This is a genomic window from uncultured Chloroflexus sp. (genome assembly GCF_937951745.1).
Classification (GTDB): domain Bacteria; phylum Chloroflexota; class Chloroflexia; order Chloroflexales; family Chloroflexaceae; genus Chloroflexus.
Genome location: NZ_CALFBQ010000078.1, coordinates 20074 through 35338 on the forward strand (window position 1 = coordinate 20074; position 15265 = coordinate 35338).

Sequence of the window (15265 nt, forward strand, 5' to 3'; positions counted from 1 at the left end):
TGTTGACGAGATACACGGAAAGGTAGAGACCGTAGAGACGTAGCATTGCTACGTCTCTACGGTGTAGGCGAGTTAGTACAGCCGGATTTTGTAGCCAACCTGCTTCAGCAATTCGCTGGCGATCACGTGCTTTTGAATTTCGTTGGTGCCCTCGAAGATGCGGGTGACGCGGGCATCGCGGTACATACGCTCAAGCGGTAACTCGCGCGAGAAACCCATCCCGCCGTGGATTTGGATTGCTTCGTCAATAATCTGGCTGGCCATCTCGGTACAGTAGAGTTTGACGATACTGCTTTCGAGCGTCGCTGGCTGGCCGGCGTCAACCCGGCGAGCGCAGTCGTAGACGATCTGTTCCATTGTGTAGAGCTTCATCGCCATCTCAGCCAGTTTAAACTGGAGAGCTTGGAATTCGGCGATCGGGCGGCCAAACTGGTGGCGGGTAACCATATACTTGCGGCTCAGCTCGAAGGCTTCCTTCGCCGAACCGATACTGCTGGCGCCCAAACCGCAGCGACCGATGTCAAGCGTGCGCATCGCGAGCGGGAAGCCCATGCCAACCTGACCTAGCACATTCTCGGCCGGAACGCGGCAATCCTCGAAATAGAGGCTGGCGGTATGCGAGGCGCGCAACCCCATCTTTTCTTCGATCTTGCCAACGCGGAAACCGGGCATATTCTTCTCGACGATGAAGGCGGTGATGCCGCCGCGCGCGCCGAGATTTTTGTCGGTCACGGCATGAACGACGATCACGTCGGCGAAGCTGCCGTTGGTAATCCACATCTTCTGGCCGTTGATAATCCACTCATCGCCGCGGCGCTCGGCGGTGGTCTGGATGTGGGCGGCATCTGAGCCGGCATTTGGTTCGGTGAGTGCCCACGCGCCCCACATACGCCCTTCGATTAACGCGCGCAGGTAGGTCTCCTTTTGCTGCTCGGTACCGCCGAGATAGATGCTCATCGCCGCCAATTGAGAATGGGCGCCGATGATGGTGGCGTGGCTGGCGCAGGCCCGGTTAAGCTCTTCCATCAGCACGCAGTAGCCGGTGATACCGAGTTCGAGGCCGCCATAGCGCTCGGGAAAGGGGACACCGAGCAGGCCTAAGTCAGCGGCCTTCTTCAGCGTCTCGAACGGTACGCGCTCTTCTTCGTCAATGGCGCGGGCAATCGGGCGGATCTCCTTGTCGACAAATTCGCGTACCGTCTGGCGTAACATCTTGATTTCTGGGCTGTGCTCGTACTCCATTGTGGGTGTGCTCCTTTGCTTGTTGATGACCAATACAAAACGTGTTAGGACGCATAACAGAGTGTCGATGGGACACCTGACCGGGTGCCGACAGGGCACACCGTGATGTGTCCCTACGGTTGTGGGGAGTGCGGTGTGTCAACTACCGGCAACACCACTGCCGACGGATGATCAGCGTCGTGGCAAATGCGGTGCTCGATGACCGGGCCGCCTCGTCCTTGCCCATACGGGCAATCGTCGCCGGGGTGTGCCCCCCAGCGTGGGTTGCCGCCACCGGCAATCTGGACACGCAGGCGGTGGCCGGCGCGGAAACGTTGGGCGGTGGCAGTGAGATCAATCTCGATCCGGCGTGTACCGTCAGGCTGGACATCGCCAACGCCGGGTCGCACGCGCACGATGCCGTCGCAGATATTGATGCTGCGCCCATCGGGGTAAACATCGCAGAGACGGCCAACCAGATCGAAGAAGGGATGATCGGTACAAATATAGACGCACAGGCGCACCGGCCCGATCACATCGAGATCAGCCGCCAGCGGCGGGCTAGTGAAGGTTAGCACATCGGGCCGCGCTTCGAGCGGGCGCTGGTCGCGGGGGCCGCCCTGTGCGCTAAGCACCGCGCCGCCGATGGCTGGAGTCGGATCGGCAGGATCGTAGTGAAAGCGGCTGGGCGGTGCGCCGGTGGGTGGTGCTTGGCGAGCAAGACTGCGATCGGGTTGCAAGCAATAGCGCGTCATAGTGGCCGGTGGCGGCCAGAAATCCATCTCGTGCCACTCGTGGCTGCCCATCAGGGCGATGCGTACCGGACGACGGGCTAACAGCTCGCGTTGGTCTTTCAAATGAGCATCAAACCACCATAACCCTTCGCGCAGTCCTTCAAAGACCAGCGCCAGATCGGTATGCGCGCGCGGCAAGACGGTTAGGTAAGGGCGTTTGCCGGCGGCAACCAAGGCAGCGTAGTCGGTCAACTGGCCGGGGAGGAAGATGTCGTACCAGCCGGCGACCAGATGGACGGCAGCGTTGATCCGGTGCAACGAGCGGTGGTAATCAACCTGCGACCAGTACGGCCCGTATGGATCAGGATCGCGCAACCAACGTTGGAAAAAGGGCACTGAAGCGCCGGTCGCCAGTGCATCGGCGGCAGCGTAGGGTTGATGATGAAGAGCACGACTTAGGATCCGCTCGCGCAAGACGAATAAGCGCCAGAGTGCTGACGGATCAAGCCGTTGGCGTTGGCGATTGGTTGCAGCGATGAGAAAGACCCACCGCAATGTTGATTCGAGCGCGAACGCGCCGCCGGGGTAGAAGAGCGATGAAAAGCGGGCGCTGGTAACAATCGGCACAATCGCTTTGAGGTAGGGCGGCCCGTCGATCGCTGGCCCCCATTGAGTATAGCCAACGTAGCTCGGCCCCCAGAGACCGAGACTCCCGTCGAACCATGGTTGTTCGCCGATCCATGCCACTGTTGCCCGGCCATCGGCGGCTTCGTTGACGAACGGCTCAAACACACCTTCCGAGCGGTAGCGCCCGCGCACGCTCTGCACGATCACGTTGTAGCCGCGTTCGGCAAAAAGCATGCAACCGGTGTGTTCAAAGATGCCCAGCGGCCCCAATTCACCGGGGCGGCCGTAAGGGGTGCGGATCAGGATGGTGGGATGGGGGCCGCCATCGCGGGGTGCGTAGCGGTCGGCGTAGAGCACAACGCCATCGGGCATGCGGATGGGTATGTCACGGGTGACGGCCACCCGGTGCTCGGCGGGGCGCAAACCGAGCAGGCGGGCGAGCAAGGGGCGACGAACCGCAAATACGGTTGCTGCTGTCACCCCAGCTCCGGCCAGAGACCATCCAAGCCAACGCATGCGCCACTCCGCTCTGATGAATTTATAACACACTGCGTCATAGATGATACCATGCACAAGAGGGGTATGTCAATGATGGGGAATAGGGCGAGGAATGAACGAATAGGGGAACGAATGACAAGTACGCTATTCCTCACCCCTCTCCCCACGGGGGAGAGGGCCGGGGTCAGAGAGCACAGGAATGGGGGCACAGCGGTGCTGCCCCTCTGTCGTTCACTATTCACTACCTTCAGCCGGAGATTGCCTCGGGGGCTGCGTCCCCTCGCAATGACAAAAGAGCGCATCCTCCTCTCACCTACTTTCCCCTGCGGGGAGTGGGTCGGCGGGAGGGGGGCTTCTATCCCGTCCGGCAAGGTCACACGGAGGGCGGGATGAAAGCCGTCCTCCGTTGCGAGTGGCTATCACCCCTGCGCGGCATCCCCACACCCCGCATTCATCCCCCGTCTGGGCAAGGTCACATAGAGGGCGGAGTAAGTTCCGCTCTCCATTCGTTTCTCTTCGGGAAGTCGGGTAACGAGATGGTCAGGGGTGGGCGGCATGAATTCCGCTCTCCGTTCGTTTCTCTCCAAGGGGGAGAGCGGGTAAGAATGGTATTGAACGCAAGGGTTGAGTAAAATCGGTGATGTAACGAGGCGACTGGGTGTCCTGCTTCGACCTCCATGATCTAACACTCCTCTTATTGCGCATGTTGACGCTCTGGGGTACAATACAGAACGTGATATGTCAAACAACTACGCAATGGAGGTAGGAAGCGCGCTATGCCAACCTACGTATACGCCTGTGATGCCTGTGGCAAGCAGTTTGAACAATTCCAAAGCTTCAAAGACGAGCCGCTGACCGTCTGCCTGTGCGGCCAGCAAGGCCGGGTGCGCCGGGTGATTCAGCCGGCGGGCATTGTTTTCAAAGGGTCAGGCTGGTACATTACCGACAGCCGTGGCGCGAGCAGCGGCTCAGTAACAGGCAGCGACTCGAGCAAAGGTGACAAGAGTGACTCGTCAAGCGACGACTAAATCGTTCGCCTCCTTCCCCCTTCCATTCCCCGGATGCTACTGTCGCTAGGGGCGCTGCCCTACTTGGCGGCGCCCCGGCATGTATGCCCGCCGGGTTCGCGCATCGTTGCGCGCTTCCGGCGCTCTCTCGTTATACCCTTCAGCGGTTAGCAGTTATATTATTCGCCGGAGCAATCCGATGCGTCTGTCACATGCTCTCTGTGTGTTGCGCGACGATATTCGCGCCATTTTTCGTAATGATCCGGCTGCACGCAACTTGGCCGAGGTCTTGCTCTACCCCGGCCTGCACGCGATAATTCTGCACCGTCTGGCCCATGCCCTCTACCGGCGCGAGATTCCGTTCATTCCGCGGCTGATCTCGCAGATCAGCCGTTTTCTGACCGGAATCGAGATTCACCCCGGCGCGCGGATCGGGCGCGGTTTCTTCATTGATCACGGTATGGGGGTCGTCATCGGTGAGACAACCGAAATCGGCGATTGGGTGATGCTCTATCAAGGGGTGACGCTCGGCGGCACCGGTAAACAGACCGGCAAGCGCCACCCAACCGTTGAAGACGACGTGGTGATCGGCGTGGGGGCGATCGTGTTGGGAGCGATCAGGATCGGGCGTGGGGCACGCATTGGCGGCGGCGCGGTGGTGGTTAAAGACGTGCCGCCCCATTCGACGGCGGTCGGCGTGCCGGCGCGCATCGTGGCCCGCCGCGATCCGGTGACCGGCCAGTCGCGCCGGGTTGAGCAATTGCCCGACCCCGAAGGCGAGATGCTGCGTGGCCTGCACGACAAGGTGCTAGAGTTGGAAATGCGCATTGCCGATCTCGAAGCCGAGACGCACGTACATCACGAAGAGCATCGCTTGAGATACGACGCATTGCCTGATCAGCTCTGGCAAACGTTGCTGGATGAAACGCCGTCGGTTGAAGAAGAGTATAATCAAGGCGCGGGCATTTGAACGGACACGGCCCGCCGCAGTGCGAGATAGCGAGTTGGTATGGCGATTCAGCTTTACAATACCCTGACCCGGCGGCTTGAACCGCTGGAGACAATCGAGCCGGGTGTGGTGCGGATGTATGTCTGCGGGGTGACACCGTATGACGAAGCGCATATCGGCCACGCGATGTCAGCGATCGTCTTCGACATGATCCGCCGTTACCTTGAGTTTCGTGGCTATCAGGTGCGGCATATCGTCAACTTCACCGATATTGATGACAAGGTGATCGCGCGCGCGAACGCGATGGGCCAAGACCCGCTAGCGTTGTCAGGTCAATATGCTGCCGAGTTTTTGGCCCAGTTGCAGGCGATGAATGTCTTACCGGCGACGGCTTACCCGCGGGTTTCAACCACGATGCCGGGAATCATCGCTTTTGTGCAGGGCTTGATCGAGCGCGGCTACGCTTATGTGGTCGATGGCGATGTCTACTTCCGGGTCCAGCGCGACGAAGACTACGGCAAGTTGTCGGGCCGGTCGCTCGACGAGATGCTAAGTGGCACCCGCTTTGAGGTTGATCCGCGCAAGGAATCGCCGGCTGATTTTGCCCTCTGGAAGGCGTCTCGTCCCGGCGAGCCGGCGTGGGATAGCCCGTGGGGGCCGGGCCGACCGGGGTGGCACATTGAGTGCTCGGCAATGGCGATGGAGCACCTCGGCCCGCAGATTGACATTCACGGCGGCGGCACCGACCTGATCTTCCCGCATCACGAGAACGAAATCGCTCAGAGCGAGAGCCTGACCGGCCAGCCGTTCGCCCGCTACTGGGTGCATAACGGCATGCTGCAATTGGTGAACCCGCAGACCCGGCAGGTTGAGAAGATGTCGAAGTCGCTGGGGAATGTGGTGACGATCGCCGATTTTCTTAGCCGCTACGATGCCGATGTCTTCCGGCTGATCGTCTTGAGCAGCTCGTACCGTAGCCCGCTGACCTATAACGACGAGATTGCCGCCGACAACCAGCGCAAGCTTGAGCGGTTGCTCTCGGCGTTAGCGCCGGCGACCGGCAATGTGCATGAGGGGCCGGCAGTGACGGCGCTGCGCGACGCTGCCGCCATTGCTCGCGAGCGGTTTATCGCCGCGATGGACAACGACTTCAACAGTCCGGCGGCGCTGGCGGCGTTGTTTGATCTAGTGCGGGCGATCAATGCGGCGCGCGACGCCGGCCTTGCCGCCGAAGAGTTGGCAGTTGGCCAACAGACGCTGCGCGAACTGGCTGGTGTGCTCGGTTTGCGGCTCCAGCCGCGCCAAGCGCGTGCTGCCGCCGAAGCGACCCCGTTTATCGAGCTGTTGATCGAGGTGCGCGGCGAGCTGCGCAAAGCCAAGCAGTTCGCGCTGGCCGATCTCGTGCGCAACCGGCTGGCTGATCTCGGAGTCACGCTGGAAGACGGGCCGCAGGGCACGCGCTGGAAGTGGCAAGGATGAGCGGTATGGAAACGCCAAACACGTGGCTTGAAATCGCGGTTGAAGTCGAGCCAGAGGTCGTTGAAACCGTCTCTGAGATACTGGCACGCTACGGCTACAACGGCGGCGTGGTGGTGGAACAAGGCTGGATCGCCGGCGATGAAGGGCCAGAGTTCCAATATGACCCCAACCGGCCAGTCTGGCTGCGCACGTATCTGCCGCTCGACGCGCAGGTCGAAGAGACGCGCCAGCGGATCGAGCACGCCCTCTGGCATGTTAGTCAAATCCGCCCGCTGGGGCCAATCCAGACGAGGACTATCGCCGAAGAGGATTGGGCAAACGCTTGGAAACAGTTCTACCCGGTACTGCGGATTGGTGCGCGAACAGTGATCGTGCCGTCGTGGCTCGAATACAAACCCCAACCGGACGACATCGTGCTCTTGCTTGATCCGGGGATGGCGTTTGGTACCGGCTTGCACCCCACTACCAAACTCTGTCTGCAACTGCTCGAACGGCTGGTGCAACCCGGCCAGCAGGTGCTTGATCTGGGCACTGGATCGGGCATCTTGGCGATTGCGGCGGCCAAGTTGGGGGCCGGCGCGGTGCTGGCGCTCGACAATGACCCGATTGCGGTGCGGGTCGCGCAGGAGAATGTCGCGCGCAATCAGGTGGGTGACAGTGTAACGGTAGCTGAGGGCAGCCTTGGGGCTGGGCAAGTGATGGGGCACTGGCTATCGGGCGATTTTGGCCCGGCAACGCCTGACCCGGCGCTGAGCGCAACGACTCCGCACGCTGCCTTTGATCTCATTGCTGCCAACCTGATTGCCAAAGTGCTCGTGCTGTTAGCGCCGGATTTAGCGGCGGCGCTCAAACCCGGCGGTTATTTAGTGAGTAGTGGTATTATTGACATAAAAGAGGCGGATGTCGTGGCGGCATTTGCTGCCGCCGGGTTGCGGCAGGTTGAACGGTATGTCGAAGGTGAATGGGTAGCGCTGGTACATACACGGTGATGGTGGGGCATACGTAGAGCCGCACAGCCGTGCGGCTCTATAAAAGCCGCACAGTAATGGATTACAATGGTGATAGAGCCGCACGGCCGTGTGGCAATACAGGGTATTAGCATGAGCGGGTTGTATCCAATTGTGTGCGAGCCGCGGCTGGTAGAGCCGATCTGGGGCGGGCAACGGCTGGCGCCATGGCTGGAATTGCCGCCGCCGCACCCCGAACGGCTCGGCGAGATTTGGCTGGTCTTTGATAGCAATCGGGTCAGCAATGGGCCATTGGCTGGCGCAACGATGGCCGAATTGGTGCGCGCGTATGGCGCGGCGTTGATAGGCACGAGGCCGTTTGCGCGCTACGGGGCCGACCTGCCACTGCTGGCTAAATTTATCGACGCTGCCGACCGGCTCTCGGTGCAGGTGCATCCTGACGACGAGTATGCCCACACCGTTGAGGCCCATACCGGCTTCCACGGCAAAACCGAGGCGTGGTACATTCTGGACGCTGAACCGGGGGCGACGGTGACGCTGGGTATGCGTGCGCCGGCAGAGCGGGAGGCGTTGGCAGCGGCGATTGCCGATGGCACGGTGGAAGAGCTGCTTGCCCAACAACCGGTCAGCGCCGGTGATTTGATCTTTGTGCCAGCAGGGACGATTCATGCGATTAATGCTGGGATTATGCTGTTTGAAATCCAGCAAAAATCGGATCTGACCTATCGGCTCTACGACTACAACCGGCGCGATGCGCGCACTGGCCAGCCACGCGAGCTGCATATCGAACAGGCGCTGGCGGTGAGCCGGCGTGAACCGGCTGCCACTGCGCAGCTCCGGCCTCTGCCGCTCGACGAGCAGCGGGATCTGTTGGTAGCCTGCACATCATTTGCGTTGGAACGCTGGCGGGTGCAGGACAGCCTCAGCGCCGCTACCGATCCCGGTTCGTTAGAGATTTTGACCGTGATTGCCGGGACGGTGCAACTGGTGTGGGGCAAGGAAACGCTTGAGTTGCGGCGGGGTGCAGCAGTGGTATTGCCGGCAATGCTAGGAGCATACCGGATTGCAGCGAGTGACGCCACTTTGTTGCGTTCATACATCCCCGATCTCACAGCATTACTCGCTATGGCCGGCGCTGCATCCGGCGCCGCCCCGATTTTTCTGTAGATACTGCCGTGGACAACGCAACAACGATACCCAATACCCGGCGCTTCTTCGTTGATCCAGCATGGTTGCGATCTGATCAGATCGAGATTGATGACCCGGCGCTGGTGCATCAGTGGGGCAGGGTATTGCGGCTCGGCGCCGGCGATCGGGTGTTATTGCTTGATGGGCAAGGGTGGGCAGCAGTGGTTGAGATTGCCGCGGTCGATCGTAAACGAGCGCGCGGTCAAGTAATAGCCCGTTGCCAAGCCAGCGGCGAACCAGCCATTGCCTTCGATCTCTATCTGGCTTTGATTCGACCAGAGCGGTTTGAATGGGCATTGCAAAAAGCGGTAGAGTTGGGTGCGCGCCGGATCGTGCCGGTGGCGTTTGCCCGCTCACTGCCTAGTGATCGGGCTGATGAGCGCCGGCTGGCCCGTTGGCAACGGATCGCCACTGAAGCTGCTGAGCAATCGGCTCGGGGCCGGATTCCGGCGATCGCAGCGCCCCAACCATTCGTAGCGGCGCTGGCTGAGAGCATCACCGCCGATCTGGCCATCTTGCTCGATGAACGGGCAAGCATCCATCTGCGTGATCTGGTTGGCACCCACGCAACAGCGCGCCAAATCGCGATATTCTCAGGGCCGGAAGGTGGTATTGATCCGACTGAGCGGGAGATGGCGCTTGGGCATGGGTTGCATCCTGTCTCGTTGGGGCCGCGAATCTTGCGTGCTGAAACCGCACCGCTGGCAGCGTTGGCGATGCTGCAATACGCACTTCACAGCTAGAAAAGGCTGTTCCATGGAACGGGCTTGGGTCATTATCGGCAAAATCACGCAATGGGTTGCCGTGATCGCAGTCGCCTTCCTTGGTGGTTGGATCACCGGGCGAATTGTCGGCGTCTCGCCGATTGATGTCTTCATTACCGGCGTCTCGAATGCCGACGCACGGCTGCTCACTCCCGGCGACCGGCGCCAACAATTTGCCGTCTTTTGGGATGTCTGGGATTTGGTGGAGGGCAACTTCTACCAACCCGAAGCGATCAATCGCCAGCGTATGGTCTACGGCGCCATCCGAGGCATGCTAGCAACGCTCGACGATCCCTATACCTATTTCCAAGAGCCGGAAGAGGCGCGCCAAAACCGCGATTCGATGGAAGGACGCTTTGAAGGGATTGGTGCCTATTTGCGGGTGGAAAACGGCCAAATCATCATCGACCGCCCGATTCGCAACTCGCCTGCCGAACAAGCTGGCTTGCAACCGGGTGACATTATCGTCGCGGTAGACGACCAACCGCTGGCTGAGTTGATTGCCGGATTGGACGACAAAGATGCTAGCGCCCGTGCAGTCAGTCTCATTCGCGGCCCGGCGGGCACTGTGGTGCGTTTGACCATCCGCCGGCCTGCTGACGATCGTGTCTTTACCGTCACCATCACTCGCGCCGCCATCCCGCTGATTACCGTTCATCACGCCCTCTTACCTGACGAGATCGCGTACATCCAGATCACCGAGTTCAAAGCGAGCACAACCGAACTCCTTGACCAAGCCATCGCCGAACTACGCCCGCAACAACCACGCGCGATCGTGCTCGATCTACGCAATAATTCAGGCGGCTTCCTAACCACGGCGCAAGAGGTGTTGGGCCGGTTTTACGACGGAGTCGCGCTCTATGAAGAGGAGCGTGGCGGCGTGAACAAAGAATTGCGCACAATTGTCGCCCCTGCCGATCGCCGGCTATACGGCATTCCAATGGTCGTGCTGGTTAATGGCGGATCGGCCAGCGCTGCCGAGGTGGTAGCGGGCGCGTTGCGCGATGCGCGCCCGAACACCGTATTGCTCGGTGAGAAGACCTTTGGCAAGGGATCGGTACAAAACATCTATACGCTGCGGGATGGTAGCAGCGTGCGGATTACGATTGCGCGCTGGATTACGCCGGAGGGTGAGGCGATTAATGGGGTCGGGATTACGCCAGAGCACATTGTGTTGGCGTCGAATGAAGCGGAATATGCCGCGCCATGCGTGCCTGACCGACCAGAGGATAGTAGCTGCGCTGATGCGCAACTCTATTGGGCACTGAAGTTGTTGCGTGAAGGTGTGGCGCCGCCGGCGGTGACCGAAACAGTAACGGCCCCTTAAGGGGCCGTACACCGGGCGGCGGGCTAAGGGGCAAGCGCGAGGAAGCGGCAGACACCTTGCCGCGTGGGGCAGAAATTGGGGAGGCAGAGATCCTGACTGGCAGGTAGGACGTGGATGTACGACATCGCATGTCCAATCTCTCAGGCAGCCCGCCACCAATCGGCACAGTTTTAGTATAGCAATGACGCAGTGCAGAAAAAGAGAATGGGCGGCTACTGCTGGTAGCGATTTGGTCACTGTTGTACGATTTTTCGTTTCAATCAGGGCTATAGGTGGCAACACCCGATTGACGGGCGAGGTACAATGATAACAAACAAATGTTCTACTAACGATGCATAGTGAGTGAGAGTCGCTGATGCATCAAATGACGATCCTATCGCGGCAACCAACACTGTTTTGTGTTTTTCTGCGGCTATACACAACGACGATGCTGAGGTGGCTATGAGTACCCCACGCCCCACCATCCGCGGCGAACGACATAACGATACGAATGACCTTGAATTGCGCGACTACCGGTTGCACGAACAGGTTGGACAAGATGAGCTGTCAATCATCTACCGTGCCACGCACCAAACCCTCAACCGGCCGGTCTATGTTGCGATCTTACGCCGCCACGACTGGATTTCAAACAGCCGGTTTCAACTTGCCGCCCGGCTAGCAGCCAGCCTCAGCCACCCGCACCTGTTGCCGGTAATCGACGCCGGCCATGACGACCGCTACGGCGACTACATGGTGACGCCGTATATCGATGCCCGCCCGCTGAGCGACATCCTTGCCGAGGGCATACCCGATTTGTCGTTAGCGATGCGGGTTATTAACCAGATGGCTGCTGCGCTCGATTATCTCCACGAGCAGCAGATTGTGCATCGTGATGTACAACCGGCCAACATTCTGGTCACGCCGCAAGGCAATGCCTATCTGACCAACCTGAGCCTTGCCGCAGCGCCCGATACACCGCTCGATCTGAGCACGTTGAGCGAGGCCGAGTATCTGACCCCCTACTCGGCGCCTGAGCTACACCTTACGCAGACCGAGGCGCATCCTGCGCTCGATATTTATAGTCTGGGAGCAGTTGCTTACCATCTGCTTAGCGGTGAATTGCCGCCGAGCGGCTTGATCGTTGAACTTGATCTGGCCGGTAAGTCGCCGGCGCTGGCACTGGCCGAACGGGCGCTGTTGCGGATGCTCTCGCCGCAGCCGAACTTGCGGTTTCCGACCGCTGGTGCAGCAGCGAATGCGCTCAGGCTCGCATTACGCACGTTGCTTGACCAGACCACGACCGACATGGAGGAGTCACGGTGGGAAACGTGCGCCGAGTGGTTTGAAAATCCGCTGGAATTGGCGCTCACCGCCGAGTTGGCGGATTTAGCTGAGCAGTTTAACCACTTCCTGACCGAGTCGCGGAAACGGGCAGATAACCTTCACCGGCGCGACTACCTGCGCAAATGGTTCAACCGTTGGAGCCGGCAGCATCCGTTTCGCCGCCAATCGCTCGGCCAACTGATCGAGTTTGAGACGATTGCTAGTTATAACATCTACTTCTACGAGCTGGAGGTATTGTACGAGTTTCGCACGTCGCCGAAGACGCAGATTCGCCCGATGCAGCTCGATGAGCGACCAATCGCTGAACCGGCGCTTGATTTGTGGAAGATGCAGTTACCGCCGCCAAAAGATTTTGCCTCGGAGGCGGGTGGCGACGTAGTCTTGCCGGGATCGCGGCGATTCTTTACCTGCCCCGATTGCCAAGGTTCGGGTCAAGTCCAGTGCTCGCAATGCCAAGGCAAAGGAATGATCAAGCCGCGAGCAAAGCAGGGCGAGCCTGATCCGGTCGAGCAGACGTGTACTCAATGCCGAGGTTATGGTAAAGTTCGCTGCGAGAAGTGTGCCGGCAATGGCAATTTGGTCGAAGAGAAGGTGTTTCATTGGTCACGCAAGGCGCTCGCGTATGAGAATAATGATGATAGCGAGGGATTGCCGCCTAGGGTGCAAGCATTGTTGCGCCAGCGCGCGCGTAAGGTGTACGAGGCGGAGATTGACCTTTATGATAGCCATTGGCAAAGTGCCGGGCCGCTGAGCGCGTTGATCGAAAAGGCGATCAAGGAAGCCGGTGAGCAGGGGCAGCCATTGCGGGCATTGTTACAGATCAAGGGCGCGATGGTGACGCAGATCAACGGCTTGCTTGACGAGCAAGAATGTGAGCTGTACCTCATCGGGCCAGATGAGACCTTGGTGAGCACGATTTCGCTATGGAATTGGGAACGGATTGCGCTGGTAGTGGTGCTGGCGTTGTTTGTGGTGATGGCGGTGGTGGTAGGGATCATCATGATTTAGGGCGCAGTGCGCTACGCCCGGACAAAGGCGGGGCGTCGCCTGCTAAAGCGCCGTGCGCTGCGTCCCTACTAGGGTGTCGCACGTGACGCCCCAGCTCGTTCGCGTCCGAAGGCGATAATTTCGTCGAGGAAGCGGGATGGCTTGAGGCGCTGGCCGCGGTTGCGGCTCGCCGTCCACGATAGATAGAGTCGTTCGGCGGCACGGGTGAGGGCAACGTAACATAACCGCCGCTCTTCCTCAAGGCTGGCCGGATCGCCGAGGCTGTGTTCGTGGGGCAGGGTGCCTTCCTCTAACCCAACCACAAACACAAATGGCCATTCAAGCCCTTTGGCGGCGTGAATCGTGAGCAGTTGCACCCGATCACGATCATCGTCGTCGTCGGTGTTGGTCATCAGCGCCACTTCCTGCAAAAACGAACCCAGCTCGGTATGCTCTTCGGCGGCGCGCAGCAACTCTTGCAGATGGGCGCGCGCTTCGGCCAGCTCTTCGGCGTCGAACCGTTCAGCCAGAGCAGCCATATAGCCACTCTGTTCCAGCACATCGGCCAATAGGTGATCGGGAGGCATCGTACCGGCGGCTAGTCGCCGCCAGCGTTGGAGGAGGGCAAACAGGCGGCGCGCGCCTTCAACCGCGCGCGGGCTGAGGCCGGGGATGGCAGTGGCGTGGCCGAGCGCCTCGCTGAGCGGGATCGAGTGGGCAGCCGCAAAGGCGGCGATGGTAGCCAGCGCCTGCCCGCCCAATCCGCGCGCCGGCACGTTGGCAATCCGGGTCAAGCTTAGGCTATCGGCAGGATTGGCAATACAGCGCAAATAGGCCAGCGCATCGCGCACTACAGCCCGGTCAAAAAAGCTGACCCCGCCGCGCACGACGTAGGGCAGGCGGGCATGTCGCAACGCCTGCTCAAGCGGGCGGCTCATATGGCGGGTGCGGAAGAGCACCGCCACCTCGCGCAACCGACGGCCTTGCCGTTGCAGATCGGCAATCGAACGGGCCACCTGTTCGGCTTCTTCGCGGCTATCCTTGGCTTCGCTGATCAAGACACACCGCTCGGTGGCGACCGTCGCCGCAGCGCGTAGTTGCATTGGGGCTACGCTGCGGCTATGGCGAATGATGGCATAGGCCGCATCGAGGATCGGCTGGCGCGAGCGGTAATTGGTTGCTAACTCGATCACCTGCGCGTCGGGAAAATCGGTGGCAAAGCGACTGATAATACTGTGATCGGCATTGCGAAAACCGTAGATGCTCTGCATGGCATCGCCAACCACGAACAGCGAACGGGGCCGGTTGGCGGTTGGGCGGGTGAGCAGCTCGATCAGCGCGTGCTGGCTCGGATCGGTATCTTGATATTCATCCACCAACACGTGCGGCCAACGTTGCTGGTAGGTCGCAAGCAGATCAGGGTCTTCGCTGAGCAGGCGGTAGGCGGTGAGGATCAGGTCATCGAAATCGAGCGCGTTGGCTTGTTCGAGTGCGCGCTGGTAACGGCGGTAGCATGCGGCGACAAAGCGATCGAGTGGATCGGTGGCGAAGCGGGCCATCAATCGTGGCGTGAGCATGCGACTCTTGGCGCGAGAAATCAGGCGCAGGACCTCATCGGCCTCGATCATACGCGGCGGCGTTTCGGTGACACCGGCCAACGCCTCGGCAGCCAATTGCAACTGTTCATCGCCGGCGTAGATCGAGAACGACGCAGTATAACCCTTTAGCCGGCCTTCAATCGACTCGCGCAGCATGCGGGTGCAAACGGCGTGAAAGGTGCCGCTGGTCAGGCCGCGGATGCGCGTGCCGAGCAGACCGCGCAGCCGCTCGCGCATCTCGCGCGCCGCCTTATTGGTAAAGGTGACGGCCAATATCTGCGACGGCGACACGCCGTAATGGGTGATCAAATAAGCAATGCGCAGGGTCAGCACGCGCGTCTTGCCGCTGCCCGCACCGGCCTTGACCAGCACCGGCCCAATTGGCGCGGTGACTGCGGCGCGCTGTGCTGGATTGAGATGGTTGAGCTGTTCCATGGCTTGTCCAGTTCACCGGTCTGAATGGTCTGCCGGCTGGGTATTATACCAGACGGGTGAGGGGGCTCGCGTGGCAATCATAGTGGAACAATGTTTCTGTGCTCGCATACTTGGGTGATGAAAGGAGGGGATGTGATGAGGACCATGGCTGTTGGAAGCG

At 60.2% G+C, this 15265-nt stretch carries 11 protein-coding genes; 8 read left to right on the forward strand and 3 right to left on the reverse strand.

Annotated features, from left to right (window positions below; genetic code table 11):
- Positions 1–72 precede the first annotated feature (72 nt).
- Both Q1A59_RS16615 and Q1A59_RS16620 read right to left on the reverse strand, forming a co-directional pair.
- A complete protein-coding gene (locus Q1A59_RS16615; RefSeq protein WP_298400458.1) occupies positions 73–1242 on the reverse strand; it encodes an acyl-CoA dehydrogenase family protein in 1170 nt (389 codons plus the stop codon).
- 113 nt (positions 1243–1355) lie between these two features.
- Positions 1356–3098, reverse strand: a complete 1743-nt coding sequence (locus Q1A59_RS16620) for a CocE/NonD family hydrolase (RefSeq protein WP_298400457.1) — start codon at positions 3096–3098, stop codon at positions 1356–1358.
- A gap of 758 nt (positions 3099–3856) precedes the next feature.
- On the opposite strand from Q1A59_RS16620, the gene Q1A59_RS16625 reads away from it, so the two are divergent.
- From Q1A59_RS16625 to Q1A59_RS16660, 8 genes are all read left to right on the forward strand, one after another.
- Entirely contained in the window at positions 3857–4108 is a 252-nt protein-coding gene (locus tag Q1A59_RS16625; RefSeq protein WP_298400456.1) for an FmdB family zinc ribbon protein, read from the forward strand.
- Positions 4109–4286: 178 nt separating this feature from the next.
- Complete coding sequence (gene epsC, locus Q1A59_RS16630; RefSeq protein ID WP_298400454.1) at positions 4287–5057, forward strand: serine O-acetyltransferase EpsC; 771 nt, start codon at positions 4287–4289, stop codon at positions 5055–5057.
- Between the two features lie 39 nt (positions 5058–5096).
- Positions 5097–6515 (forward strand): cysteine--tRNA ligase, encoded by a 1419-nt coding sequence (cysS, locus tag Q1A59_RS16635; RefSeq protein WP_298400451.1) that lies wholly within the window; start codon positions 5097–5099, stop codon positions 6513–6515.
- A gap of 5 nt (positions 6516–6520) precedes the next feature.
- Positions 6521–7504, forward strand: a complete 984-nt coding sequence (locus Q1A59_RS16640; RefSeq protein WP_299645262.1) for a 50S ribosomal protein L11 methyltransferase — start codon at positions 6521–6523, stop codon at positions 7502–7504.
- Positions 7505–7615: 111 nt separating this feature from the next.
- Positions 7616–8650 carry a type I phosphomannose isomerase catalytic subunit gene (locus Q1A59_RS16645; RefSeq protein WP_298400445.1) on the forward strand — a complete coding sequence of 345 codons (1035 nt, stop codon included), beginning with the start codon at positions 7616–7618 and terminating at the stop codon, positions 8648–8650.
- An 8-nt stretch (positions 8651–8658) separates the two neighbouring features.
- Positions 8659–9414, forward strand: a complete 756-nt coding sequence (locus Q1A59_RS16650) for a 16S rRNA (uracil(1498)-N(3))-methyltransferase (protein ID WP_298400442.1) — start codon at positions 8659–8661, stop codon at positions 9412–9414.
- 13 nt (positions 9415–9427) lie between these two features.
- On the forward strand, positions 9428–10762 hold the full coding sequence (locus Q1A59_RS16655) for a S41 family peptidase (RefSeq protein ID WP_298400439.1): 1335 nt from the start codon (positions 9428–9430) through the stop codon (positions 10760–10762).
- 441 nt (positions 10763–11203) lie between these two features.
- Positions 11204–13093, forward strand: a complete 1890-nt coding sequence (locus Q1A59_RS16660; protein ID WP_298490444.1) for a protein kinase domain-containing protein — start codon at positions 11204–11206, stop codon at positions 13091–13093.
- A 68-nt stretch (positions 13094–13161) separates the two neighbouring features.
- Here Q1A59_RS16660 and Q1A59_RS16665 read toward each other — a convergent pair whose 3' ends face one another.
- Positions 13162–15105: an ATP-dependent helicase gene (locus Q1A59_RS16665; RefSeq protein ID WP_298400432.1), complete on the reverse strand. Its 1944-nt coding sequence runs from the start codon at positions 15103–15105 to the stop codon at positions 13162–13164.
- Positions 15106–15265: the final 160 nt, after the last annotated feature.